Genomic DNA, 24,211 nt, shown 5'->3' with positions numbered 1-24,211 from the left:
TCAGCCATCCCGGTTGCAGCCTGCCAGCGGAAACCCAGCGGGCGTATTTCGAAGCGGCTTTCCTGGCTTCGTGGAACGGGCTGCTCGAGAACGATGGCCTGAACCGCCTGGTGCTCGGCGCCGGCCTCGATGCGCGGCAGGTCACCATCGTTCGCGCGCTGACCCGTTACCTGCTGCAGACCGGCCTGCCGTTCAGCCAGAACTACATCGAAACCATCCTCGACGAGCATGCGGCGATCGCCCGCTTGCTGGTCTCGGCCTTCGAGGTGCGCTTCGATCCGGCGCTCGACGACGCGGCGCGCAAGACCAATGCGCTGAGCTTGGCGCAGGCGCTCGATCACGCGCTGGATCAGGTTGCCAGCCTCGATGCCGATCGCGTGCTGCGCGCTTTCGTCGCGGTCATTCGCGCCGCGTGGAGAACCAACGCCTATCAGCGCGACGGCGAAGGCCAGAACAAGCGCTGGCTCAGCATCAAGCTCGATCCTTCGAAGATTCCCGAGCTGCCGCTGCCAAGGCCCATGTTCGAGATCTGGGTCTACGCGCCAGAGGTTGAAGGCGTGCACCTGCGCGGCGGCAAGGTCGCGCGAGGTGGCTTGCGCTGGTCCGATCGCCGCCAGGATTTCCGCACTGAAGTGCTCGGTCTGATGAAGGCGCAGCAGGTCAAGAACACGGTGATCGTGCCGGTCGGTGCCAAGGGCGGCTTCGTGGTCAAGCAGCCGGTTGATCCGTCCAATCGTGAAGCCTGGATGGCGCAGGGCGTGGCTTGCTACAAGACCTTCTTGCGTGGCTTGCTCGATCTGACCGACAACCGGGTCGGCACCGTCGTCGTGCCACCGGCCGATACCGTGCGCCACGATCCGGACGATGCCTATCTGGTCGTCGCCGCCGACAAGGGCACGGCGACGTTTTCCGATTACGCCAACGGCGTGGCCGCCGAATACGGCTTCTGGCTCGGCGATGCTTTCGCCAGCGGCGGCAGCGCTGGTTACGACCACAAGCGCATGGGCATCACCGCGCGTGGCGCCTGGGAATCGGTGAAGCGGCACTTCCGCGAGATGCCTCGCGGCGTCGACATCCAGACCCAGCCGTTCACCGTGGTCGGCGTCGGTGACATGAGTGGTGACGTGTTCGGCAACGGCATGCTGCTGTCGCCAACCCTGCAGCTGATCGCCGCCTTCGATCATCGCCACATCTTTCTCGATCCGAATCCGGATGCGGTGACCAGCATGGCCGAGCGCCAGCGGCTGTTTCAGCTTCCGCGCTCATCCTGGGCCGATTACGACGCGAGCTTGATCTCGGCCGGCGGCGGTGTTCATCCACGTTCGGTCAAGGTGATTCCGATCAGTGCGCAGGTCCGCGCAGCGCTGTCGATCACTGCCGAAGCGATGGCGCCGGCCGAGCTGATGCGGGCGATCCTGACCGCGCCGGTCGATCTGCTCTGGAACGGCGGCATCGGCACTTACGTGAAAGCGGCGACGCAGAACAACGCCGAGGTCGGCGATCGCGCCAACGATGCGATCCGGGTCAACGGCCGCGATCTGCGCTGCAAGGTGGTCGGCGAGGGCGGCAACCTTGGTTGCACGCAGGCCGGGCGCATCGAGTTCGCGCAAGCCGGTGGAAGAATCAACACCGATGCGATCGACAATGCCGCCGGCGTTCATACCTCCGATCGCGAGGTCAACATCAAGATCGCGCTCAGCGAGCTGACCACCACCGGCCAGCTGCCGCGCGAGAAGCGCGACCCGCTGCTGGCGAGCATGACCGATGACATCGCCCGCTTCGTGCTGCGCGATAACTACGTGCAGTCGCAGGCGATCAGTCTGCTGCAGCTGACGGCCTCGGCGCGGCTCGACGATCACGCCGAGCTGATGCGGATGCTGGAGCGCGAAGGCCTGCTGAATCGGGCGATCGAAGGCCTGCCGGACGAGGATCAGATCAAGGAACGGCGCACTCGCGGCGTCGGCCTGACCCGGCCGGAACTGGCGGTGCTGATCGCCTATTCGAAGATTTCGCTGTACGACGCGATCCTCGCGTCGACGGTGCCGGACGATCCGTTCTTTGTCCGCGATCTGCTCGGCAACTTCCCGCCGCTGCTCGTCGACAAATACCGCGAGCTGCTCAGCCGCCATCGTCTGCGCCGCGAGATCATCGCCACCATTCTGTCCAACGCGCTGGTCAACCGCATGGGCGCCGGCTTCGCGCAGCTCTGGGCGGACGATCACGGCCTGACCCGCGCCGAGGTGCTGAAGGCTTACGCAACGGCGCATCAGATCTACGGTGGTGACAGCTACTGGCAGGCGATCGAGGCGCTCGACAACCAGATGCCGGCGGCGACCCAGTACCGGCTGATGAATCTGGCGATCGGCCTGCTCAAGCACGCTACCGGCTGGTTCGCCGGTTCGCGCTGGGCGGCCAAGCCGGTGCAGGAAGCGGTCGAACGCTTCACGGCGACGGTGGCCGAGCTGGAGCTAAGCCTGCCGGACGCGTTGCCGGCCAGTTATCGCGAGGACTGGGATCGCAGCCATGCCGCGATGCTGGCCGACGAGGTGCCGACCGATCTCGCCCGCCGGCTCGCCAATACCCGCGCGCTCGGCGGCGCGCTGGACATCACCGAACTGGCCGAAGCCTCAGGCCGCTCGCTGGCCGAGGTTGCGGCGGTCTACTTCCAGCTCGGCGAGCGCTTCCGGCTGCTGTGGCTGTTCGGGGCGATCAACGAGTTGCCGGTCAGCGGCAAATGGCAGTCACTGGCCCGCGTCTACTTGCGCGACGACGCCTGGCGCATTCACCGCGCTTTGGCGGCGGCGGTGCTGGCGCTCGAAGGCAAGGATGCCGACGCGCGAATCGCGGCCTGGACAGCGCTGCGCGAGCGCGTTGCCGGGCTGGTGCAGACCCGGCTCGCCGAACTGCAGGCTGCGGGCACTCGTGATTTCGCCGGGCTGTCGGTGGCGATTCGCGAGTTGGGCAATCTCGTGTGAGTTAGGGTTTTCCGCTCGCGCGCCGCAGCGACGGCGCATCGAGATCGAGGTCGGCCAGCGGAATCACCTCGATGCGCTGGCCGTCCTTCTGCAGCGCATCGGTGAACTGCCGGGCATCGCCGACGATGACGAAGCGCAGCGCTTCCGGCTGCAAGTGCTGCGTCGCATAGCTGCGCACCTGGCTGGCATCGACGGTCGACACCCGGTCGATCACCCGGGTGATCTCGTCGGCCGGCGCACCCTGGGCCATGCGGCTGGCGATCAGGCCGGCGATGCCACTCGCGGTTTCCAGACGCCGCGCATAGCTGCCGATGTAGCTGGCCTTGCGGGCGCTCAGTTCTTCGGCCGGTACCGTGTCGGCAGTCAGGCGCGCGACTTCGGCGCGGATCAGGCCGACGACTTCGGCAGCCGACGCATTCTTGGTCTGCGCGCTGGCCATCCAGGCGCCACCGTCGCGCAGCACGCCGTAGCTCGCGCTGGCGCCGTAGCTCAGGCCGCGCTTGATGCGGATCTCGCTGTTCAACCGCGATGAATAGCCGCCGCCGAGCACATTGCTGGCGACCAGCCCTGGGTAGTAGTCCTCGGCGGCGCGTCCCGGCAATGGCAGCACGGCGATGACGGCGGCCTGGCCGGCGTCCGGCTGATCGATGATGGTGATCGTTGCTGGCGCTGCCTGAGCAGCGGCTTTCGGTTGCGGTGCTGGCGGCGCTTCGGCCGGTGCGTTCCAGTCGCCGAACACCTGAGCGGCGAGCGCGAAGCCGGTATCCGGTTCAAGCCCTCCAGTCAGCACCAGCACGGCCTTGTCCGGCCGGTAGTAGTGCTGATGCTGCGCACGCAGTTCGCTGGCGGTGATCCGCTGCATCGAAGCCGGCGTGCCGAGACGCGGATGGCCGTAAGGCGCGCTGCCGTGAACGATGCGCGCAGCGACCAGCGGCGCCAGCTCGACGGGATCGCTGAAGCTCAAGTGCAGGCTGTCGATCGCCTGGGCGCGATAGCGTTCGACCTCGTCCTTCGCGAACGCCGGATGACGGACGACATCAGCCAGCAGATCGAGCGCGGCGGCCAGCTTTGGCGTGGTCACGGTGATGCCGACCGTCGTCGCATCCCAGCCGGCCTGGGCCTGCAGCGGTCCGCCGAGCGCTTCGGCTGCCGCGGCAAGCTGGCTGGCGCTGCGGCTGCCGACTGGAGACTTGGTGCCTTGGTTGAGCAGGCTGGCCGTGAAATCGGCGAGGCCGGCGCGATCGGCCGGATCGACTTCGCTGCCGGACAGCAGCAGGAATTCCGCAGCGACCAGTGCACTGCCGGCGCGCGGCAACACGACCACTCTCAAGCCATTGGCGAGCTGCTTCTCCAGCGGCGCGGCAATCTCGGCCGCACGCGTCGGGCCGGGTGCCGGCACCTGGCTGTTGTCGGCAGTGGCCGCTGGCGCTTCGCTGCGCCCACAGGCATTGAGCAGAGCCAAGCTGAGCAGAACGATGAGTAGCTGCGCGGGACGGCGGCTCATGGCTTGCCTCCGGCTGCGGCGATCGCTTCCGGCAGGTATTCGAGGCTCAGGCGCTTGCCGTCGATCAGCTGCGCCCTGGTCACCCGCTGCACATCGGCCGCGGTCACGGCGAGCAGATTTTCAAGCTCGGCGTTCGCAGCCTTCGCATTGCCGCTACCGATCCAGGCATCGCCGAGCGCGTAGGCGCGGCCTTCGTTGGTTTCGCGCTTGGCGAGCAGTTCGGTGAGCAGGACGGTCTTCGCCTTGTCGAGTTCGGCAGGCGGGATCGGCTGGGTCGCCAGCTTGCCGATCTCGGCCATCAGCGCGGTTTCGACTTTGGCGATGCGCTGGCCGCTGGCCAGCAGCACGGTGGCGTAGACCGCGCCCCGGTCGGCGGACTCCTCGTAACTCAGGTCGACACCCTGGGCCGCCTGCAGCCGATAGACCAGCGCCTGATGCAGCCGCGACGATTCGCCGCCGGCCAGCAGCGCGACGGCGATCTTCAGCGCCGGCGCGTCGGCACTGTCCGGCTTCGGTGCCAGCCAGGACAGGCCGAGCGCCGGCAGCGGCACGTTCGGCACTCGTACCGTGATCCGGCGATCGGCCTCGCGTTCCGGTTCGACGGCGGTGACTCGCGGGATCGGCCCGGCCGGCTTGGCGATGCCGCCGAAGTAGCGGTCGACCCAGGCATCGAGCTGCGCGACATCGAAATCACCGACCACGATCAGCGCGGCGTTGTCCGGCCGGTAGTAGGTGGCGTGGAAGGCCTGCACGTCGGCGAGCGTGGCGGCATCAAGCTCCTCGATGCTGCCGATGGTTGGCCGGTGGTAGGGATGCACACGCCAGGTTTCCTGCTGCAGGTGGTAGGACAGCCGGCCATAGGGCGGGGTCAGCACCGCGCTGCGGAATTCTTCCTGGACCACGGCGCGTTCGGACTTGAAGCTGGCCTCGTCGACCGTCAGGTGCTGCAGCCGCTCGGCCTCGGCCCAGAGCAGGCGTTCGAGATGGTTCGACGGCACCACGTCGAGATAGTTGGTGCAGTCGTCACCGGTGCTGGCGTTGTTGGCGCCGCCGACGTCCTCGGTGAGCCGATCGAATTGCTCGGCGGCCAGGTACTTCGTGCGCTTGAACATCAAGTGCTCGAACAGATGCGCGAAGCCGCTGCGGCCCTGCGGATCGTCCTTGGCACCGACCCGGTACCAGACCTGGATCGCCGTGGTCGGGCTGCTGTGATCCTCCAGGCTCAACACGGTCAGGCCGTTGCCGAGCACGCGTTGCTGATAGGCGAGTGGCGGCAGGGTCAGCGGCGCTTCGGCCTGGGCCGATAGCGCGGCAAGGAGCAGGGGCAGGAATACGGTCAATCGGCGCATGGCGGGGCTCAAAATATCTGCCGGAACCATAGCAAGCCGGCAAGCAGCTGGACGACAGCCGCTTCAGCGCTCTGCGAGCACCTGACGCACGAACGGCAGAGTCGGCTGACGGCGCGCGGCGAGGGCGGCGCGATCGATGCGGGCGAGGGCGGCGAGCAGGCTCGGGGTGTCGCGCGGCAGGTGGGTGAGCATCCAGTGCACGGCGTCGCTGGACAGGGCCAGCCCGAGGCGCCGGCCGCGCGCCTTGAGCATCTCGGCGTGTTCGGCATCATCGAGCTTGCGCAGTGCGAAGCAGGCCGAGGCACAAAGGCGCGTACGCAGATCGGGCATGCGGGCGATCGCCAGGCGATCCGGCGGCATCGCAGCCGACAGCAGGCAGCGGCCACCGTGGCTTTTCACCGCATCGAGCAGGCGCAGCAGGGCCTGCGCCCAATGGCGGTCCTGCAGCGGCGCATCGACGTCGTCGAGGCAGATCAGCTCGCAGGTCTCGAAGCCTTGCAGCACGGCCGGGTCTTCGGCGGCGAACGAGGCCAGCGGCAAGTACGCGGCGTGAGACCGGCGGCTCAGCGCTTCGCGCGAAGTGGCCTGCAGCAGATGGGTCTTGCCGCAGCCGACCGGGCCGTGGATCAGCGTGGTGCCGCCGTCACCGCCGGCCAGTTCGCGCAGAGCCGCGAGCGCCTGGCTGTTCGGGCCGGCATCGCTCGCGTAGAAGCTGTCGAAGCTGGCCGGGTCGGCCATCTGCACCGACAGCGGCAGTTGCTCGCCGATCACGGGATGCTTGCAGCATCCGGTTGGGTGCCGATCAGGATCTCGGCCGAGACTGGCGGCGGCGGCGATTCGCCGACATCCAGATACAGCGAACTGCGTTCCCAGCGGCGCAGCGCGTGGCGCACCAGCACCGCCAGCACGGCGGCGACCGGCAGCGCCACCAGCACGCCGATGAAGCCGAACAGCTGGCCACCGGCCATGATCGCGAAGATCACGGCGACCGGGTGCAGGCCGATGCGATCGCCGACCAGCATCGGCGTCAGCACGCCGCCCTCGAGCATCTGGCCGACGGTGAACACGATGATCACGTAGATCAGCGGCATCAGCGCCTGCTCCTGCACCAGCATCGCGATGCTGGCGGCGAGCAGGCCGAGGATGAAGCCGAGGTAAGGCACGAAGCTGACCAGCCCGGCCATGATGCCGATCAGCAGCGCCACATTGAGGCCGACCGCCCACAGGCCCAGCGAGTAGATGATCGCCAGCGCCAGCATCACCAGCAGCTGGCCACGGATCAGCGCGCTGAGCACGTCGTCGGTTTCGGCGGCGAAGGTGCTGGCCTGGGGCAGCAGGCGGCGCGGAATCAGCTTGCGGATCTTCAGCACCATCGTGTCCCAGTCGCGCAGCAGGTAGAACGACACGATCGGGATCAGGAACAGGTTGGCCAGGAAGCCGAGCAGCGCCGGCGTCGAGCGGCTGACGTAGTCGAAGACGATCGAGGCGATGCCGGTGGCGCCATCCCAGTGGCTGGTCATGAACTTGCGCAGGCTATCGACATCGAGCGTGTAGCCGCGTGGCAACTTGATGCCGAGCTTGGGCAGCGCCACGTCCTGCACCCATTGCGCCCAGGCTGGCACGTTGTCGATCAGCGACAAGACTTGCGCCTGCAGCAGCGGCACGATCAGCACCAGCGCCAGTGCGGTCAAGGCGGTGACGACCACGAACACCAGGCAGACGCCAACGGTGCGCGACAGCCCGTAATGCTCCAGACGATCGACCAAGGGATCGCCCATGTAGGCGAAGGTGGCGGCGATCGCGAACGGCGCCAGGATCGGCCCGAGCAGGACCATCATCACCAGAAAGACAGCGATCAGCGCGAACCAGCCCCAGTGTTCGCGAAGCATCGCCAGGGTGGATGAGGACTTGGCGCGGGCAGGTGCGGAGTAGACAGAGGCCATGAGAACGCGGATGCCGGACGGGAACGGTTAAAATCATACGGCCCTCCGACCGACTGCGCCCATGACCGCCGCCAAAAAGAACAAGAAGTCCGTTTCTCGCGCTGCCGCCCCATCTCTCACCCCATCGATCCAGTCATTGAGCTACGCCGATGCCGGCGTCGATATCGATCGCGGCGATGCGCTGGTCGATGACATCAAGAAGATCGTCAAGGCGACCCACCGGCCGGAAGTGCTCGGCGGCGTCGGCGGTTTCGGCGCGCTGGTGACCATCCCGAAGAAGTACAAGCAGCCGGTGCTGGTATCCGGCACCGATGGCGTCGGCACCAAGCTGCGCCTGGGCATCGAATCCGGAAGGGTCGAAGGGCTGGGCCAGGATCTGGTCGCGATGTGCGTCAACGATGTGCTGGTCAACGGTGCCGAGCCGCTGTTCTTCCTTGATTACTACGCCACCGGCAAGCTCGATACCAGCATCGCTTCGGCGGTCATCAAGGGCATTGCCAAGGGCTGCAAACAGGCGGGTTGCGCATTGGTCGGCGGCGAGACTGCCGAAATGCCGGGCATGTACCAGCACGGTGATTTCGATCTGGCCGGCTTCTGTGTCGCCGTTGCCGAGAAGAAGAAGCTGATCGACGGCACCAAGATCAAGCCGGGTGATGTGCTGATCGCGCTGCCGTCGTCGGGTCCGCATTCGAACGGCTATTCGCTGATCCGCAAGATTCTCGAAGTCAGCCGCGCCACCTATGGCGAGAAGCTGAGCAAGAACACCTTGATCGAAGCGCTGATGGTGCCGACCACCATTTACGTCAAGCCGATCCTGGCGCTGCTGGACGCCGGCCTGCCGATCCGCGGCATGGCCCACATCACCGGCGGCGGCATCACCGGCAACCTGACCCGCATGTTCCCGAAGGGCACTTCGGCGGTTGTCGACATGGCCAGCTGGAAGCGGCCGGACGTGTTCAGCTGGCTGCAGCAGCAGGGCAATGTCGAGGAAGACGAGATGCGCCGGGTGTTCAACTGCGGCGTCGGCTTCGTCATCGTGGTGCCGAGGCTGAAGGCCGATGACGCGCTGGCTGCGCTGCGCGCCTCGAAGATCAAGGCCTGGATGCTCGGCGAGGTGGTCAAGGGCAATCCGGACGAGGTCCAGTACGCCTGAGGCTGCTGCCGTGACCGTTGCTGTGAAGGGACGTGCGCGGCTGGTGGTGCTGATCTCCGGGCGCGGCCGCAATCTGGCGGCGCTGATCGCGGCCGTGAACGATGGCCGCATCGCCGCCGATCTGGTCGCCGTGATCAGCAACCGGGTGGACGCCGCCGGGCTGGCCCTGGCGCGTGAAGCCGGCGTGCCGGTACTAGTGCTGCCGCATGTCGATTACCCGGATCGTGCTGCCTTCGATGCCGCGCTGGCCTCGGCGCTGCGCGCGCTCGAACCGGACATCGTCGCGCTCGCCGGTTTCATGCGCATCCTCACCGAGGACTTCGTGCGCGAGTTCGAGGGCCGGATGCTGAACATCCATCCTTCGCTGCTGCCGCGCCACAAGGGCCTGAACACCCATGCGGCGGTGCTGCGCGATGGTGACGCCGAGCATGGCGCGACGGTGCACTTCGTCACCCCGCAGCTCGATGGCGGGCCGCTGGTAATTCAGGGAAGGTTCACGGTATCGGCGCAAGATGGCGCCCAGCAACTCGCCGAGCGCGTGCTGGAGCAGATCGAATGCCGGATCTATCCGCAGGCGGTGGCCTGGATGGCAGGAGGCGAATTGCGCTGCGAGCAGGGTGTGCCGCGGTTTCGCGATCGCCCGTTGTCCGCTGTTCTGAGCCTTGATGATCTGGAGCCTGGTTTCTGATGAACACGAAGAAAACGCTGCTCGCGGGCTTGCTGGCCGCAATGATCGGCATGGCTGGCAGCGTTCAGGCCGCTGCAGTCGTCGATGCGCCGCTGCCGGCGCTGAACCTGGTTTACAGCGTCAACTACGGCGGCATCGGTGCCGGCGAAGCGGATGTCAGCCTGAAGCCGGATGCGAAGGCCGGCTGCTACATCTACGAGACCAAGACCCGGCCGGTTGGCTTCATCAAGATGCTGTTCGGCTCGCCGAATCAGGTCAGCCGCTTCTGCGTGGAAGGCGGCGTGGTGCGCTCGCAGCGGTTCGAATCGGTACTCGAGAAGGATGAAGAGCAGAGCTATGTGCTCGATTTCGATTACGCCAAGCGCCAGGTCATCGACGAGAACGGCGTGGTCCGCGAGATTCCCTCAGAGGCGGTCGACAGCTTCGCGCTGCAGCAGGCCGTGCGTCTCTGGGTGGCGAAGCATGCCGCCGATGCGACGCCGCCGATTGCCGAGTTCACGATGGTCGATCGCAAGAATCTGACCCACTACCAGCTCAAGTTGGCGGGCCGCGAAACGATCAAGACGCCAGCCGGCAACTTCGACACCATTCGCCTGGAGCGCATCGACAATCCGGACAAGATCGGCCGCTTCTGGCTCGCCGCCGAGCGCGACTGGATGCCGGTGAAGATCCAGACCAAGAGCGGCAACAAGCCGACCGCGGTGCTGACCCTCAAGCGCTGAGCGGCGTCGGGGATCCCGGACGATCAGCGATAGGCCCAGCATATATAGTTTATGAATATCTTTTTGAGTTGATTTGTTAGGTGGTGGCTATAGTCCTCGCGCTTCATTCATTCCAACGAGGGCTCAGCCATGCTCAAGAAATCACTTCACCTGGCGGCTGCTTTTGCAGTCACCATTTCTCCTTTCTCACTGATTGGGACCGCCAGCGCCGATGAGGGAGCGGTGCGCACGACCCAGTTCTGGTGGCCGGAGCAACTGAATCTGGCGGCGCTGCGCCAGCACAGTGCCGAATCCGATCCATACGGCAACGGCTTCGACTACGCGAAGGCATTTGCCAGCGTTGATCTCGCCGCTCTCAAGGCGGACATTGCGGCCGTGCTGACTACTTCGCAGCCCTGGTGGCCGTCCGATTACGGCAACTACGGTCCGTTCTTCATCCGCATGGCCTGGCACAGCGCTGGTACCTATCGCCTCGGCGATGGCCGCGGCGGTGCGGGCAGTGGTCAACAGCGCTTCGAGCCGCTGAATTCCTGGCCGGACAACGTCAACCTCGACAAGGCCCGTCGCTTGCTGTGGCCGGTGAAGCAGAAATACGGCCGTAACGTCTCCTGGGCCGACCTGATGGTCCTGACCGGCAACGTCTCGCTGGAAACCATGGGTTTCAAGACCTTCGGCTTCGCCGGTGGTCGCCATGATGACTGGGAGCCGGAACTGGTCAACTGGGGGCCGGAAACCGAAATGCTGGGCGACAAGCGCTACTCCGGCAACCGTGAACTAGCCAAGCCGCTCGCTGCCGTGCAGATGGGCTTGATCTACGTCAACCCGGAAGGCCCGAACGGCAACCCGGACCCGCTGGCCGCCGCCAAGGACATCCGCGAAGCCTTCGGCCGGATGGCGATGAACGACGAAGAAACCGTCGCCCTGATCGCCGGCGGCCATACCTTCGGCAAGGCGCACGGTGCGCACAAGCCGGATGAGTGTGTCGGCAAGGAACCGGCGGCCGCTGCCGTCGAAGCGCAGGGCATGGGCTGGAACAACAAGTGTGGCAAGGGCAATGCCGAAGACACTGTCAGCAGCGGGCTTGAAGGTGCCTGGACCTCGGCTCCGGCCCAGTTCACGCATCAGTATCTGAGCAACCTGTACGCCTTCGAATGGGTCCAGACCCGGAGCCCGGCCGGTGCCATCCAGTGGGAGCCGAAGAACGCCGCTCAGGTGCAGACGGTTCCCGACGCGCACATCAAGGGCAAGCTGCATGCGCCGATCATGTTCACCACCGATCTCGCGCTGCGGACCGACCCTAGCTACAAGAAGATCACTCAGCGCTGGCTGAAGAACCCGCAGGAATTCGACGCGGCGTTCTCGAAGGCCTGGTTCAAGCTGACTCACCGCGACATGGGGCCGCGCGCCCGCTACATCGGCAATGAAGTGCCGAAGGAAGAACTGGTCTGGCAGGACCCGATTCCGGCCGTCGATCATCCTCTGGTCGATGCGGCGGACTCCGCCTCGCTGAAGGGCAAGATCATGGCCACCGGCCTGAGCGTGCCGGAACTGGTGCGTACCGCCTGGGCCTCGGCTGCCAGCTTCCGCAATACCGACTACCGCGGTGGTGCCAACGGTGCGCGTATCCGGCTTGCGCCGCAGAAGGATTGGGCGGTCAACAATCCGGCTGAACTGGCGAAGGTGCTGGCCAAGCTCGAAGGCGTGCAGAAGGACTTCAACAAGCGCGCATCGGGCGGCAAGAAGGTGTCGATGGCCGATCTGATCGTGCTCGGCGGGGCGGCGGCGATCGAAAGCGCCGCGCAGCAGGCGGGTCAGACCGTCTCCGTGCCGTTCACGCCGGGCCGCATGGATGCGACCCAGGACAAGACCGACGTCGCCGCGTTCGCTGCGCTGGAACCGGCGGCCGATGGCTTCCGCAACTACTACGGCAAGGCGGCGAGCCGTTCGCCGGCGGAGATGCTGGTCGACAAGGCCAGCATGCTGAGCTTGTCGGTACCGGAAATGACCGTGCTGGTCGGCGGTCTGCGAGTGCTCGATGCCAATACCGGCGGCGCGAAGTACGGCGTATTCACCGACAAGCCAGGCGTGCTCACCAACGACTTCTTCGTCAACCTGCTGGGTATGGAGACCAAGTGGGTGAAGTCGGAGAAGGTCGAGGGTCTTTACGAAGGCGTTGACCGCAGCAGCGGCAAGCTCAAGTGGATGGCAAGCCCGGCTGATCTCGCCTTTGGCTCCAGTGCCGAGTTGCGTTCGGTGGCCGAGGTTTACGGCGCAGCGGACGGAAAGGACAAGTTCGTCAAGGACTTCGTCACCGCCTGGAACAAGGTGATGATGCTCGATCGTTTCGAGAAGATCTGATCGGCTCGTGAGGGTGGCCTTGGACCAGGCGGGCTGGTCAATCGTGAATTGATGTCCGCTTGCAGGCAGGAGATGGCGACGCTCACCACGTCGCCATTTTTCGTTTCGCCAGCTATTCAGAGCGTTGCGCGATCGAAGAGGCCGAAATGTTCCGCCTCGGCCCTCAGGCTTGCAGAGCGCCTTCGGAACGCAGCTTGGCCAGATGGCCTTCGATGTTGATCCGGGCCAGCGGCATCAGTCTCGGGTCGGTGCCGACATACATCTCGGCGAGCATCTGGTCGATGCTGCGGCCGGCCTCGAACAGCGTCTTGACCTGTGCCTCGCGAGCGCGGCGATGCTTCAGGGTCAGCTCCAGGTAATAAGTGCCGCCGAGCGCGGTGCCATGCGAGGGCCAGATCACTTTGGGGCCGAGCGCGATGACTTTCTCGAGCGTCGCGAAATACTTCGCCATGTCGCCTTCCGGCGGCGAAATGACCACGGTGCCGACGCCCTGGATCAGATCGCCGACGATGCAGAACGCGCGGTTGTCCGGCATCAGCGCCAGCTGGCCTTCGTCATGGCCGGGCACTGCGACCACCCGCAGCGGATGGCCGAGCCAGCTCGTGGCGACATCGCCATCAGCGTAGGTCTTCACGGTCAGGCCATCGAAGAAGGTTGGTACCCGGCGTGAGATGCGCTCAAAGGTATCGGCGCTCATCGCGATCGGCACGCCGAGATGGCGGGCGAGGTCGTTCGCGTATTGGCAGTGATCAGGATGGTGGTGGGTCAGGAACACTTCGCTGATGCCGCGTCCGGCGACATGACGGCAGAGCTTGTCGAACTCCGCGCGATTGGCCGGGGAGGGATCGATCAGCAGGATCGGCGAGCCTTGATCGCCGATCTGGAAGCAGTTGGTGCGATCGGCCGGTGGCAAGGTGTTCGAGCGCACCGGCATCTGTAGCACGCCGCGCAGAGGTTCGATTTCCGGGATGCCGTCGACTTCGTTGTAGTCGCGCAGACGATCGATCGTTGTCGCATCCGGGCGCTCGGCGAGGTGTCGCAGAACGTCGAGCGTTGGCGGTGCCAGCAGCAGATCGCCGCGCTCGAAATCAGCCAGCCAGTCGGCGGTCGATTTCCAGGCGCCGCCGGCCAGTTCGCCCAGCTCGATCGTGAACTCGGGTTTGGAACGCAGGCGGATCGCGAAGAAGCCGGTATCGAAACGAACCTGCAGGAATGGTGGCGACAGGGCAGTGCCGAGCTTGTCGATGGCAAGCACTTCATCGGCAGCCAGTGCAGCGTCCAGGTCGTAATCCAGCTCCTCGCGCAGCTCGCGGGCCAGCGCATGGACGTGGCGCGGCGTCTGTTCGGCCAGCAGGGGATGCGCGTGCAGATGCTCGGCTTCGCCCTTGTCGACCTTGCCGCCGGGAAAGGCCATGAAGCCGGGGAACGCAGTCAGGTGCGGCTGGCGATGGGTGAGATAGATCTCGCCTTCACAGATCAGTACCGCCGTGACGGCTTCGACGATCTTCACGGTCACTTCAGTTCGGCGCGGCTTCGGCGGCGTCGAAGGACTTCAGCGCAACCTTGTCGTTGCCGTAGGTCACGGTCAGCAGTTTCTTGCCGGCCTTCCAGGTTTCCTTGCTCAGGCTGAGCACGCCGCCGACGTCGGTGGCCGTGGTGTCGTCCGGCTTGCCGAGCAGCTTGTGAACCTCATCGCGCAGCATGCCGGGCTTGATCTGATCGTAGTTCTCAATCGTCACTTTCGATGAGCAGGCGGTGACGACGATGACGGCAGCCAGCAGGACGAAGCGCAGGGATTTCATCGGCGGTCGGCAGAGAACGGGTTCGATCAAGGATGCCACAGCCTGCCGTGGGGACGTGCAGGCCGTGGCTTGCTGCCGCAGCTAGTCAGTGACGGTAATCGCGACCATGGCCGCGGCGATCATCGTGGTGATCATGGTCGTGGTCGCGGCCATCCCGGTAACCGTCGCGATAGCCATTACGGTAGTAAGGACGGGCGTAATAGCTGCCGCCGTAGTAGCGCGGTTCGTAGTATTCGTAGACCACTCTCGGGCCGCGATAGACCGGCGCTGGCGCGTAGTAGACCGGAGGGCCGTAGTAACGCGGGCCATAGCTGTAGCCATAACCGTAGTTGGGCACGCCGAGATTGATGCCGACATCGACTCTGGCCATCGCGGCCGTGGGAACCAGCAGGGCTGACAGGCTCAAGCCAGCGATTGCGACGAGTTTCATCATGGTCCTTCTCCAGAGTGCCGAGTGCTGGCTCCGAAACTAAGGCCGCGTCGCTGAATCGATCCTGAACGCTACAAGAACCTAGCCGGCCAGAGCCTGGCGCAGATCGTCGATCAGATCGTCGACGTGTTCCAGGCCGACCGACATCCGCAGCAGATCCTGCGGCGTGCTCGTATGCGGGCCTTCCACCGAGGCGCGATGCTCGATCAGGCTTTCGATGCCGCCGAGGCTGGTGGCGCGGGTGTAGAGCTGCACGCGGCCGGCAACGGCCAGCGCGGCGTCACGGCCGCCGTGAACCTGGAACGACAGCATCGCCCCGTAGCCGGACATCTGCCGGCTGGCCAGCACATGGCCGGCGTGCGTCCTCAGCCCCGGGTAATGCACTGCGCTTACCTGCGAATGCGCCGCCAGGAATTCGGCGATCGCCTGGGCGTTCGCGGTCTGGGCGCGGACTCTCAACGGCAAGGTGCCGATGGAGCGCTGCAGCAGCCAGCAGTCGAACGGCGCGGGCACCGAGCCACCCTTGGTCTGCAGGTCGCGGATGCGGGCGAACAACGCGTCCGGCTCGCGGGCGATGACCGCGCCGCCGAGCACGTCGCTGTGGCCGCCGAGATACTTGGTCGTCGAATGCATGACCAGATCGGCACCGAGTGCCAGCGGCCGCTGCAGCACCGGTGTGGCGAAGGTCGAGTCGACCACCAACTGCGCGCCGGCGGCATGCGCGATTTCAGCAAGGCCGCTGATGTCGCTGATCTTCAGCAGCGGGTTCGACGGCGTTTCGGCCCAGATCAGCCGCGTGGATGGGGTGATCGCGGCACGCACGGCGTCGAGATCAGTCAGGTCGACGAGGCTGTGGCTCAGGCCCCAGCGGGCCAGCAGCTCGCGCAGCTGGGTGCGGGTGCCGTGATAGACATCATCGGGGGCGATGACATGATCGCCTGGTGATAGCGCCTGGAATACCGCCATCGATGCAGCCGAACCGGATGCGAAAGCGGCTGCAGCAGTACCGCCCTCAAGCGCTGCCAGCAAGGTCTCCAGCGCGGCTCGAGCCGGATTGCTGGATCGCGAATAGATATGGCCGTGCGGATAGTCGCCTTGCGCGTCGCGAGCGAAGGTCGTCGACAGGATCGGCGACGGCGCCACGGCGCCGGTGGCAAGGTCCGGCTCGCGGCCGGCATGAATGGCGAGGGTTTCGAGTTGCACGGCAGCGGTACAGGTGAGCTTGGAGATGCCAAGGCTACCGCGCTGCGTGCGGCCGGGTCAGTGGTCGATCGTCGGCCAGCGAAAATCGTCTGTATTCAGATCGTCCTTGCTTGCGGCGCCTACTTGCAGTTGCACTCGGGCGCAGTGACGCAGGAGGCGCTGGCCTGCGGGCCGACGGCAATACCCGGCTTGCACTGCGCGGACTGACCGGTCGTGCAGGACACCGAGCAGGATCCGCAGTTGCCGATCACCGGCGTGGCGCAGGACGCACCCTGACTCGACTGCAGGTTCAGCGTCGATTCGCCGCGCTGATGATCACTGTGCTGGATAACGACCGGATTCGGCGCCGAGTTCGATCCATTCGGGCCGGCCAGAGCGACAGCCCAGGCCGCCACGAAAAAGATGGACGTGAAGCGTCGAAGGATGGTCATGGCGCGCTGCTCGTTCAGGGTGTTTTGACTGGGCGACTCTAGGGGTGAGCGCTGAACCGAAAATGAACACGGTCCCGACGCAGCCTTCAGAGTCACAAGGTGCCGCAGGCAATTCCGACAGCGAGCATCGAGCCAAGTTCGCGGCATTTCGCCAACGCAGCGTCATCCGGTTCGCCTCGCACGATCAAAGGTTCGCAAGCAAGCTTCCAGCGGTAGCCGACGGCGATCCGTTCCAGCGCCCGGACCGCGCCGCTGCCGTCGTTGCCGGCGCTGACCAGCATCGCGTAAGGCAGGCCATCGACCTTGCCTTCGGCCGGGTAATAGGTGCGATCGAGGAAGTCCTTCACCGCGCCGGACAGATAGCCGAAGTTCTCCGGCGTGGCGACGATCAGGCCATCGGCCCAGAGCAGATCATCGAGCCCGGCGGCCAGCGCGCCGATACAGCGCAGTTCGACTTCATCGGCAAACTCGGCGGCGCCGGCACAGGCCGCACGCATCAGCGCTTCGGTGCGGCCGCTCTGGCTGCTCCAGACCACCAGCAAATGCTTCATCCGCGCCCGAGGCTGCGCTTGAACTTGTGGATCAGCCGCCGCTGCAGCTTGTTCGGGCGATCGCTGCTCATGTCGTCGGCCGCTGCGCGCAGTTCGGCCTCGCGGGCACGCCGGGTCTTGCTGGCCTCAGTCTCGGCATAGAGCAGGCGTGCGAACGGTGCGGCAAGGCGCTGGTCGGAGCGCTCCCGGACCGTGACCTGCAACTCGTCCTGTCCCTTGCGCACGCTGATTTCCGCGCCGATCGCCACCTCCTTGGCGACTTTGGTGCGCTGGCCTTCGTAGCGCACGTGGCCGGCGTCGATCGCTTCCTTGGCGATGCTGCGGGTCTTGTAGAAGCGTGCTGCCCACAGCCACTTGTCGAGCCGCACCGAATCCACCGGTTTCGGATGGCGGGCCGCTGCTGGCTTATCGCCATCATCGGTATCGAATGGCTCGTCGTCCTCGTCGATCAAGTCAGTCTCCCGTGGGGCGACTGCAGACCGGGCCGGCGACCACCGGCAGGCCGAGAGCGAAGCGCAGGCGGCGCAAGGCCAGGCTGGTGGCTTGTGCGGTACCGCCGTAGTCGCGCGCCCAGCTCAGCAGCCAGTCGATATCGACCGGCTGCTCGCGCGCCAGTCGGCCGGCATGCTCCAGCGCGGCTGCGTCGTTGTCATCGAACCAGGCGGCGAGGGCGCTCGTCAGTTCGGGATGAGTATTCGAAGCAGCCGTCATTCAGTGCTCAGGCCACCGCGTAGATCTGGTGGCTGTGATGGGTCTTCGGTTCCCAGAGCAGGATGCCCTGCTGGATTTCCGGAGCGTGGATCAAGGTGTCGCCGGCGCGCAAGGTGGCGGTATCGACGAAGGCCGATTCGAGCACGCGGACCAGGCCGCGGATGTTGCCGTGCCAGCGGCACTCGCGAACCATCGTCCAGGCTTCATTGCTGAGGCCGGTGGGCGCGACCCAGTTCGAGCAACGGGCCGACAGTCGGGTCAAGGTGGTGGCGATCACCGCGATCATGTCTTCCTCGCGGCGCGACAGCTCCGGCACCTGCAGGGTCGACGCACCGAGGCGGGTGAACTGGTCGAGATTCACCGAGTTCTGCAGATGGTTCCAGCTGCGGTTGGTTGCATAGAGGATGGCGCATTCGAGCTGCTGCTTGGCCGAGGCGCCGTAGGGCAGGTACTGGCCGCTGTCGAGCGCTTCCATCAGTACTTCCATGACCGCGCCGCTGATCTCGTGGCTTTCGTCGAGGAAGCAGACGCCATCACGGGCATGCTGGAAGGTGCCGGTACGGGCGCCGGCGCCGGGGAATGCGCCGGAGACATGGCCGCAGAGCAGCGATTTGATCGCCGCCTTGTCGCCGACGTTCTCGGCCGCCAGGTTGACCGACACGAAGCGCCCCTTGGCGCGCTGCAGGAAGTAGTAGTAGGCCAGCGTGGTCTTGCCGCTGCCGGGGCCGCCGAGCAGGCAGGCGCGGGAGATGCCGTTCGCCGCGAAGCCGCGAATGCGCGCGACCAGGGTCTGCAGCTCCGGGCTGAAGACGAAGAAGTTCTTGTAGGTCGGCGTGTCGACTTCGGTGGTCACCGGCATGCGGATGACGTTCTCCTCGGTCACCGGGCCCATGCGCTGGACCAGCTGACGGGCCACGCCGTCGACATCCGCCGCCAGCAGCAGACGAGTGCCGGCCAGCTTGCCGGCCACCGCGCGGCGTTCCAGCCACTGGCCGAGTGCCACCAGCTGGCTCGGGTTGATCGCGACGATCAGCACGCTGTTGCCGCCAGCGTTGCGGGCCGCGATCACCTTGTCCGCCAGGAAGTCGATATCGAGCGGGTTGTTGAACAGGCTCAGCACATAGGGGCTGTTGACGGTAGCCAGACGCGGGTCGTTCGGCAGCATCGCTTCGCAGAGCTGACCCGTCGGCAGTTGCAGCGCCTCGGCGCTCAGACGCTCGCGATCGCGGATCACCAGTTCGGAGGCGACGATCAGCAGGTCCGGCGCAGGCGTCCGCGTCAGGCTGACTTCGGAGTGCCGGCGGATATCGTTCTTCTTGCCCGTGCCAAACATGTCGTGACTCCATTGACGTCGATGAGTCCGAACGCTACCGGTATCGACGCCGAAAGCCGTCGTGGCCCGACATAACGCCTTCGATCGCCGACCGGCGGCACGTCACTTTCGCCGGACACCCCATCTTATGATTGCAGTCACGATGCCAGCCGACAAACCGATGAGCGAATCCCTTACTCCCAACCCGTCTGCAGACCCTTCCAGCAGCTTGTTCGTACAACTCGGCGGCGAGCCGGGCATCCGGGCGCTGGTCGACGATTTCTACACGATCATGAATGCCGAACGGTATGCCGACGGCATCCGCGCTCTGCATCCGCCGACCCTGGACGGCTCGCGCGACAAGTTCTTCTGGTTCCTGTGCGGCTGGAGCGGTGGCCCCGATCACTACATCTCCCGGTTCGGCCATCCACGGCTGCGTGCCCGCCACCTGCCGTATGCGATCGCCACTGCCGAGCGGGACCAGTGGCTGGCCTGCATGCAGCAGGCACTCGATCGTCAGCCCTGGCCGGTGCCGCTGAAGGAACGCCTGCTGGCCTCGTTCTTCGACACGGCCGACTGGATGCGCAACCAGCGGGATTAGGCTTGAAAGCCTGGGCCGATGGTCTGCGGGGGATTGCGCGAGCTGATCATGCGCAGCGCGTCTTCGGCGATCAGGCCGGCGCGGTCCTGCTTGAAACGCTCGATCAGTTGCGGGAACGGCGTCGTCGGCGTGAAGCAGAACGCAGCCCAGCCGTCGCGGCCGGTTTCCTTGACGTGATACATCGCCCGATCGGCAAGCTCGACCAGGTTCTGCCAGTCCAGCCCGGCCGGCGTGCCTTTCAGCGGGTATTCCGAGAAGCCCACCGAACAGCTCAGCATCAGCGGCGCGTCGGTTCCGGCGTTGAAGCTGTGCCCGGAGACGGCGCTGCAGATTCGTGTGGCGTAGGCCATCGAATGCTCGCGTGACAGGGGGCGCGACACGATCAGGAATTCCTCGCCGCCCCAGCGCGTCACGTAGTCGCCAACCCGCACCAGATCACCGAGCAGGGCGCTGAACTGCTGCAGCACCTGATCGCCACCGCCGTGGCCGTAGCAGTCGTTGACGGCCTTGAAGTGATCGATGTCGACGAGCAGGAACAGCAGGATGTGATCCGGGCTGTAGCTGTCCGGCCCCTTGCGGCGATAGAAGGCGAGATCCTGTGGCAACTGGTTCTGCAGGTAGCGGCGGTTGCGCAGGCCGGTCAGGGCATCGGTATAGCTGGCCTTCTCGAGTTGCTGGTTGGCGACGGCCAGCGCATCAGTGCGCTGAGCGACGATGGTTTCAAGCACCGCACGGCGCTGGTTCAGCGCCCGCAGCTGCCAGCGATGTCCGGCATAGCCGACCAGCAGCAGGCTGAAGGCCAGCAGCGCATAGAAGCTCAGGGTCTCGTGGAATTTCGGCGCGATCGCGAAATGCAGCGAAGCAGGAACCTGGCTCCAGATGCCGGCGTTGTTGGCGCCGCGCACTTCGAAGGTGTAGTCGCCCGGCGGCAGGTTGGTGTAATCGGCATCGCGGCTCATCAGATCCGTCACCGTGCGCCAGTCCTGGTCATAGCCGCGCAGCCGGTACTGCAACTGCACGGCGTAAGGGTTCTGGAAGCTCAGGGCCGAAAACTTGAAGCTGAGGTCGCGAACTCGCGGCGGCAGGGTTTCGGCGGCGAATTGCGTAAGGCTGAGCCAGCCAGTGCCGGTGTTGACCGCTTCGATGCGTACTGTCGGCGGCACCGGATTGCGGGCCATGGTTTCGGTCGGTACCACCAGCACGCCATCGCGGGTCGGCAGCCAGATCGAGTCGCGATCGAGAAAGCCCTTGCTGTTGCCGGCGCCGTTGCAGCACTCGCCACGTGGGCCGGTGCCGCGTGCGGCCAGTTCGTTGCCGTAGACCTCGGCATGCAGCAGGCGTTGTCCGCCATCGGTCCGCGGTTTCAGATCGCCGACCGGCAGGCGATAAAGGCCGCGCAGCCCGGCCACCCAGAGATAGCCGCGACCATCGTCGGTGATGAAGAACGGTGAATTCTGCGGCAGGCCTTGATCGTGGCTGAAGGCGGTCCAGCGATCGCCATCGGAGACGAACATCTGCTCGGTGGCAACGCCGACCACCAGGCTGCGGTCCGGCAACTCGTGGATCGCGGTGACATCGATCTCGGCCGGCAGGCCGTTGTCGCCACCGAGCATCTTCACCGTGCCGGACAGCCATTCGGCAAGGCCGTTCTGGGTGCCAAGCAGCAGCCGGCCATCGCGGGTCTGGTAGAGCAGGCGGACGCTGGCATCGGCCAGGCCCTCGGCCTCGCCGTAACGGGTCAGCGCGCCGCCGGCAAGGCTGAACAGGCCGTTCGAGGTGGCAAACCAGAGGCGCCGGGCGCGATCGCGCAGGATGCCGTTGATGCGCAGGCCGACCAGCGGGCGCAGCACCTGCGGCAGGTCATCGAGCGCGCCGTGACGCAGCAGGGCCGGGCCTTTCAGGGTGCCGAGCCAGACATCATCGCCCTCGATCATCAGGCTGTAGACATTGGGATCCGGCAGCAGGCCGCCCGCGACGACGCTGCGGAAGCGGCCGCGTTCGAGCAGGCTCAGGCCGTTGTCGGTACCGACCCAGGTGCGCTCGGCACCGTCGTGCTCGACGGCCCAGACCAGCGGTGAACTCAGGCCCTCGGTGGTCGAGTAGCGGGTAGTCAGACCGTTCCACAGCCGGGTCAGGCCGCGGGTGCGGCTGCCGAACCACAAGTTGCCTTCGCGATCCTCGAAAGCGCTGAGGTAATCCCAGCGGGTACCCATGCGTTCGTTGTCGACCTGTTCGACGACCGCGCCATCGCGAATCCGGATCAGCCCGGCAGCAGTGCCCACCCACAGATTGCCCGCCCGGTCTTCGTGCAGCACGCCGATCGCCTTGCTGCCCAGTCCCTTGTCGCTGAAACGCCGCCAGACGCCGTTTTCGCGTACGTAGAGGCCGCCACTGGTGCCGGCCCAGAGGCGTGGCCCGGAGGACACCAGATGCTGCACGCTGTCCTGCAGGTTCAGGCCGGGCAGGGCTTCGAATGCAGGATCACCACCGTTGTTGCGGTAGACGCCGCCCCAGCCGCCGATCCAGCGCTGGTCGTCGGCTTCGACGATCGAATACAGAGGCCCTGGCACGTTGCGGTCCTGCCGCAGCTTGCCGTCGACCACCCGATAGAGGCCAGCCGAGGTGGCGCAGATCACCTCGCCGGTCGCGGTGATCAGCAGATCCTGAATATCGAGATTGGCACTGGCCAGCGGATTCTCGACCGGCACGGTCTCGAAGCGGCCGTCGCGGTACCAGGCCAGGCCCTTGTTGGTGCCGATCCAGAGACGACGGGCACTGTCGAGGTGCATCGTCTGCACCTGGTTGCCGGGCAGGCCGGGGGAAGTGGCTGGCGTGTAGTTGACGAAGTTGACGCCGTCGAAACGGGCCATGCCGCTGAGGGTGCCGGCCCAGATGTAGCCCTCAGCGTCCTGGGCGACCGACAGCACGCCGATCTGCGGCAAACCCTGTTCGATCGACCAGCTGTCGCGGACGAAATTATGGAAGCTCTTGTCGACCGCAACCGCCTGCACGGTGCAGGGAGTCAGCAGCCACGCATGCGCGATCAGCCACAGACAGCTGGCCGCTGTTGCGCTTCGGCATCGCCGGTCAATCAACAAGGCAGGCTTCCAGCGGCAAGCGGTGCAGGGTCAGGCATTCGTTCGGGAGGCACGTCGTCGTGCTCAGAGCTTTAGGTACATTAGACGGCTTGAGTGTACATCCATGTTCTGTCGGGCAATCCGGATTCCGGGCGCGCTCCGGCGTACGGAATGGACCGTTCGGCAGCATCGCGGTGCATCATTCGGCGGATCGCAATCGGGAACAGGGCGGATGGGCGGACGGCAATTGCAGGATCAGGCGATCGTCATCACCGGAGCATCGAGCGGCATCGGCTAAGCCGCCGCCCGGCAACTGGTTGCAGGCGGCGCCAGGCTTTGCCTGATTGCCCGTAGCGAAGATGAACTGCGCCGCGTGCAGGCGGATATCCAGGCTGCCGGCGGCCATGCCGAGATCCATGCCGCCAATCTCGCCGATGGTACTTCGGTGGACGCGCGCTGCGCCCGCCTGCTGGCTGAATATCCGCGCATCGACGTGCTGATCGACAACGCTGGCCGCTCGATCCGGCGCAGTCTGCGGGAGTCGGTCGGTCGTCATCACGACTTCGAGCAGATCATGCAGATCAATTACTGCGCCGCCGTGCGGCTGACCATGAATGCGCCGGGCCCGGCGCTGCGGCTGATCGCCGTCTATTTCCGGCGCCGCGCGCAGCGCAATGCGCGGCAGATGCAGACCCAGGCCTGATTCGTCGATCGGGCAGAATCGCCGACATTCTTCCGTCTGCGAGTTGTCCGGTGACCTTTCAAGAAGCGCTGCAAAGCCTCAAATCTGCCGGCCCCGGCGCCTGGACCGCCAGCATCGGCGCCGACTGGGAACAAGGCCGCACCTTGTTCGGCGGTCTGCAGGCCGCGCTGGCGATGCGGGCGATCCGCGAACTGCTGCCGGAGGCGCCGCCGCTGCGCACCTTGCAGGTCACCTTCATCGCGCCGCTGCCGGCGGCCAAGATCCGCATCGAGGCGCGGCTGCTGCGCCAGGGCAAGTCGGCGATGCATGTCGAGGCGCGGCTTTATGACGGCGAGCAGCTGGCGGCACTGATGATCGCGGTGCTCGGCGCCAGCCGGGAATCGACGATCGCCATCACGCCACCGCCGGTCACCGCCAAGCCGCCCGAGCAGTCGCTGCTGATGCCGTTCATTGCCGGCATTGCGCCTGCGTTCCTGCAGCACCTGAAGTTGCAGTGGGCGAGCGGCGTGTTCCCGTTCTGTGGCGGCCAGGAAGCGCGCACCCAGATCTGGGTGGAGCTGCGCGATATCGCGACGATCGACGAATCGGCGGCGATCGCGATGGCCGATGCGATTCCATCGCCGGCGATCTCGCTGTTTCGCAAGCCGACGCCAGCCAGTTCGCTGAGCTGGATGCTGGAGTTCCTCGGGCCGTCGCTG

Annotated in this window: 23 protein-coding genes; 8 read left to right on the top strand and 15 right to left on the bottom strand. The window is 65.8% G+C overall.

What is annotated here, in order from left to right; genetic code table 11:
• Positions 1-2,975 (top strand): NAD-glutamate dehydrogenase domain-containing protein (locus Q0D45_RS12345; protein ID WP_293393231.1); only part of this gene is annotated, 2,975 nt, incomplete at its 5' end.
• Between the two features lies 1 nt (position 2,976).
• Here the strand turns inward: Q0D45_RS12345 and Q0D45_RS12340 are convergent.
• The 4 genes from Q0D45_RS12340 to Q0D45_RS12325 form a co-directional block, all read right to left on the bottom strand.
• On the bottom strand, positions 2,977-4,479 hold the full coding sequence (locus Q0D45_RS12340; RefSeq protein WP_293393229.1) for a pitrilysin family protein: 1,503 nt from the start codon (positions 4,477-4,479) through the stop codon (positions 2,977-2,979).
• The gene (locus Q0D45_RS12335; RefSeq protein ID WP_293393227.1) at positions 4,476-5,828 is read right to left on the bottom strand and encodes a pitrilysin family protein; all 1,353 of its coding nucleotides are present in this window, start codon (positions 5,826-5,828) and stop codon (positions 4,476-4,478) included. Before Q0D45_RS12335 ends, Q0D45_RS12340 begins: the two co-directional genes overlap by 4 nt.
• 63 nt (positions 5,829-5,891) lie before the next feature.
• The gene (gene hda / locus Q0D45_RS12330; RefSeq protein ID WP_293393225.1) at positions 5,892-6,599 is read right to left on the bottom strand and encodes a DnaA regulatory inactivator Hda; all 708 of its coding nucleotides are present in this window, start codon (positions 6,597-6,599) and stop codon (positions 5,892-5,894) included.
• Positions 6,596-7,771 (bottom strand): AI-2E family transporter, encoded by a 1,176-nt coding sequence (locus tag Q0D45_RS12325; protein ID WP_293393223.1) that lies wholly within the window; start codon positions 7,769-7,771, stop codon positions 6,596-6,598. The genes hda and Q0D45_RS12325 overlap by 4 nt, the downstream gene beginning before the upstream one ends.
• Before the next feature lie 61 nt (positions 7,772-7,832).
• On the opposite strand from Q0D45_RS12325, the gene purM reads away from it, so the two are divergent.
• From purM to katG, 4 genes are all read left to right on the top strand, one after another.
• Positions 7,833-8,924, top strand: a complete 1,092-nt coding sequence (gene purM / locus Q0D45_RS12320; RefSeq protein ID WP_293393221.1) for a phosphoribosylformylglycinamidine cyclo-ligase — start codon at positions 7,833-7,835, stop codon at positions 8,922-8,924.
• Between the two features lie 10 nt (positions 8,925-8,934).
• Positions 8,935-9,612 (top strand): phosphoribosylglycinamide formyltransferase, encoded by a 678-nt coding sequence (gene purN, locus Q0D45_RS12315; RefSeq protein ID WP_293393219.1) that lies wholly within the window; start codon positions 8,935-8,937, stop codon positions 9,610-9,612.
• Positions 9,612-10,334, top strand: a complete 723-nt coding sequence (locus Q0D45_RS12310; RefSeq protein ID WP_293393217.1) for a DUF3108 domain-containing protein — start codon at positions 9,612-9,614, stop codon at positions 10,332-10,334. Before purN ends, Q0D45_RS12310 begins: the two co-directional genes overlap by 1 nt.
• A 129-nt stretch (positions 10,335-10,463) precedes the next feature.
• Positions 10,464-12,692: a catalase/peroxidase HPI gene (katG, locus tag Q0D45_RS12305; protein ID WP_366946437.1), complete on the top strand. Its 2,229-nt coding sequence runs from the start codon at positions 10,464-10,466 to the stop codon at positions 12,690-12,692.
• Positions 12,693-12,855: 163 nt separating this feature from the next.
• Here the strand turns inward: katG and Q0D45_RS12300 are convergent, their stop codons facing one another.
• The 9 genes from Q0D45_RS12300 to Q0D45_RS12260 form a co-directional block, all read right to left on the bottom strand.
• On the bottom strand, positions 12,856-14,202 hold the full coding sequence (locus tag Q0D45_RS12300; protein WP_293393213.1) for an MBL fold metallo-hydrolase: 1,347 nt from the start codon (positions 14,200-14,202) through the stop codon (positions 12,856-12,858).
• Positions 14,203-14,209: 7 nt separating this feature from the next.
• Positions 14,210-14,494 carry a DUF3862 domain-containing protein gene (locus Q0D45_RS12295; RefSeq protein ID WP_293393211.1) on the bottom strand — a complete coding sequence of 95 codons (285 nt, stop codon included), beginning with the start codon at positions 14,492-14,494 and terminating at the stop codon, positions 14,210-14,212.
• Between the two features lie 85 nt (positions 14,495-14,579).
• On the bottom strand, positions 14,580-14,927 hold the full coding sequence (locus tag Q0D45_RS12290; protein ID WP_293393209.1) for a hypothetical protein: 348 nt from the start codon (positions 14,925-14,927) through the stop codon (positions 14,580-14,582).
• 78 nt (positions 14,928-15,005) lie between these two features.
• On the bottom strand, positions 15,006-16,127 hold the full coding sequence (locus tag Q0D45_RS12285) for an aminotransferase class V-fold PLP-dependent enzyme (RefSeq protein WP_293393207.1): 1,122 nt from the start codon (positions 16,125-16,127) through the stop codon (positions 15,006-15,008).
• Positions 16,128-16,246: 119 nt separating this feature from the next.
• Entirely contained in the window at positions 16,247-16,558 is a 312-nt protein-coding gene (locus Q0D45_RS12280) for a hypothetical protein (protein WP_293393205.1), read from the bottom strand.
• A gap of 92 nt (positions 16,559-16,650) precedes the next feature.
• Complete coding sequence (locus Q0D45_RS12275; protein WP_293393203.1) at positions 16,651-17,109, bottom strand: NAD(P)H-dependent oxidoreductase; 459 nt, start codon at positions 17,107-17,109, stop codon at positions 16,651-16,653.
• The gene (locus Q0D45_RS12270; RefSeq protein ID WP_293393201.1) at positions 17,106-17,561 is read right to left on the bottom strand and encodes an RNA-binding S4 domain-containing protein; all 456 of its coding nucleotides are present in this window, start codon (positions 17,559-17,561) and stop codon (positions 17,106-17,108) included. Before Q0D45_RS12270 ends, Q0D45_RS12275 begins: the two co-directional genes overlap by 4 nt.
• Before the next feature lies 1 nt (position 17,562).
• Positions 17,563-17,820 (bottom strand): hypothetical protein, encoded by a 258-nt coding sequence (locus Q0D45_RS12265; protein WP_293393199.1) that lies wholly within the window; start codon positions 17,818-17,820, stop codon positions 17,563-17,565.
• Between the two features lie 7 nt (positions 17,821-17,827).
• Positions 17,828-19,153 carry a sigma 54-interacting transcriptional regulator gene (locus tag Q0D45_RS12260; protein ID WP_293393197.1) on the bottom strand — a complete coding sequence of 442 codons (1,326 nt, stop codon included), beginning with the start codon at positions 19,151-19,153 and terminating at the stop codon, positions 17,828-17,830.
• Positions 19,154-19,313: 160 nt separating this feature from the next.
• Here Q0D45_RS12260 and Q0D45_RS12255 point away from each other — a divergent pair, with 160 nt between their 5' ends.
• On the top strand, positions 19,314-19,733 hold the full coding sequence (locus Q0D45_RS12255) for a group II truncated hemoglobin (RefSeq protein ID WP_293393195.1): 420 nt from the start codon (positions 19,314-19,316) through the stop codon (positions 19,731-19,733).
• Here Q0D45_RS12255 and Q0D45_RS12250 read toward each other — a convergent pair.
• Positions 19,730-22,744: a ligand-binding sensor domain-containing diguanylate cyclase gene (locus Q0D45_RS12250; protein ID WP_293393193.1), complete on the bottom strand. Its 3,015-nt coding sequence runs from the start codon at positions 22,742-22,744 to the stop codon at positions 19,730-19,732. The genes Q0D45_RS12255 and Q0D45_RS12250 overlap by 4 nt on opposite strands.
• 265 nt (positions 22,745-23,009) lie before the next feature.
• On the bottom strand, positions 23,010-23,216 hold the full coding sequence (locus tag Q0D45_RS12245) for a hypothetical protein (RefSeq protein WP_293393191.1): 207 nt from the start codon (positions 23,214-23,216) through the stop codon (positions 23,010-23,012).
• On the opposite strand from Q0D45_RS12245, the gene Q0D45_RS12240 reads away from it, so the two are divergent.
• Positions 23,124-23,513, top strand: coding sequence for an SDR family NAD(P)-dependent oxidoreductase (locus Q0D45_RS12240; protein ID WP_366946438.1), 390 nt, complete (start codon positions 23,124-23,126; stop codon positions 23,511-23,513). The genes Q0D45_RS12245 and Q0D45_RS12240 overlap by 93 nt on opposite strands.
• 50 nt (positions 23,514-23,563) lie before the next feature.
• The coding region (locus Q0D45_RS12235; protein ID WP_293393189.1) for a thioesterase family protein at positions 23,564-24,211 on the top strand (648 nt) is incomplete at its 3' end.

Origin of the sequence: Nevskia sp., from assembly GCF_023266035.1 — a bacterium.
Classification (GTDB): Bacteria; Pseudomonadota; Gammaproteobacteria; order Nevskiales; family Nevskiaceae; genus Nevskia.
The sequence above is the reverse complement of the archived record's forward strand: the minus strand, read 5'-3'. Positions and strand labels throughout refer to the sequence as shown.

Coding starts and splice junctions, on each gene's coding strand:
- Q0D45_RS12340 (WP_293393229.1), bottom strand. CDS start 4,479: ATGAGCCGCCGTCCCGCGCAGCTACTCATCGTTCTGCTCAGCTTGGCT.
- Q0D45_RS12275 (WP_293393203.1), bottom strand. CDS start 17,109: ATGAAGCATTTGCTGGTGGTCTGGAGCAGCCAGAGCGGCCGCACCGAA.
- Q0D45_RS12280 (WP_293393205.1), bottom strand. CDS start 16,558: ATGACCATCCTTCGACGCTTCACGTCCATCTTTTTCGTGGCGGCCTGG.
- Q0D45_RS12325 (WP_293393223.1), bottom strand. CDS start 7,771: ATGGCCTCTGTCTACTCCGCACCTGCCCGCGCCAAGTCCTCATCCACC.
- Q0D45_RS12335 (WP_293393227.1), bottom strand. CDS start 5,828: ATGCGCCGATTGACCGTATTCCTGCCCCTGCTCCTTGCCGCGCTATCG.
- Q0D45_RS12295 (WP_293393211.1), bottom strand. CDS start 14,494: ATGAAATCCCTGCGCTTCGTCCTGCTGGCTGCCGTCATCGTCGTCACC.
- Q0D45_RS12265 (WP_293393199.1), bottom strand. CDS start 17,820: ATGACGGCTGCTTCGAATACTCATCCCGAACTGACGAGCGCCCTCGCC.
- Q0D45_RS12245 (WP_293393191.1), bottom strand. CDS start 23,216: ATGGCCGCCGGCAGCCTGGATATCCGCCTGCACGCGGCGCAGTTCATC.
- purM (WP_293393221.1), top strand. CDS start 7,833: ATGACCGCCGCCAAAAAGAACAAGAAGTCCGTTTCTCGCGCTGCCGCC.
- Q0D45_RS12255 (WP_293393195.1), top strand. CDS start 19,314: ATGAGCGAATCCCTTACTCCCAACCCGTCTGCAGACCCTTCCAGCAGC.
- Q0D45_RS12260 (WP_293393197.1), bottom strand. CDS start 19,153: ATGTTTGGCACGGGCAAGAAGAACGATATCCGCCGGCACTCCGAAGTC.
- Q0D45_RS12290 (WP_293393209.1), bottom strand. CDS start 14,927: ATGATGAAACTCGTCGCAATCGCTGGCTTGAGCCTGTCAGCCCTGCTG.
- Q0D45_RS12310 (WP_293393217.1), top strand. CDS start 9,612: ATGAACACGAAGAAAACGCTGCTCGCGGGCTTGCTGGCCGCAATGATC.
- katG (WP_366946437.1), top strand. CDS start 10,464: ATGCTCAAGAAATCACTTCACCTGGCGGCTGCTTTTGCAGTCACCATT.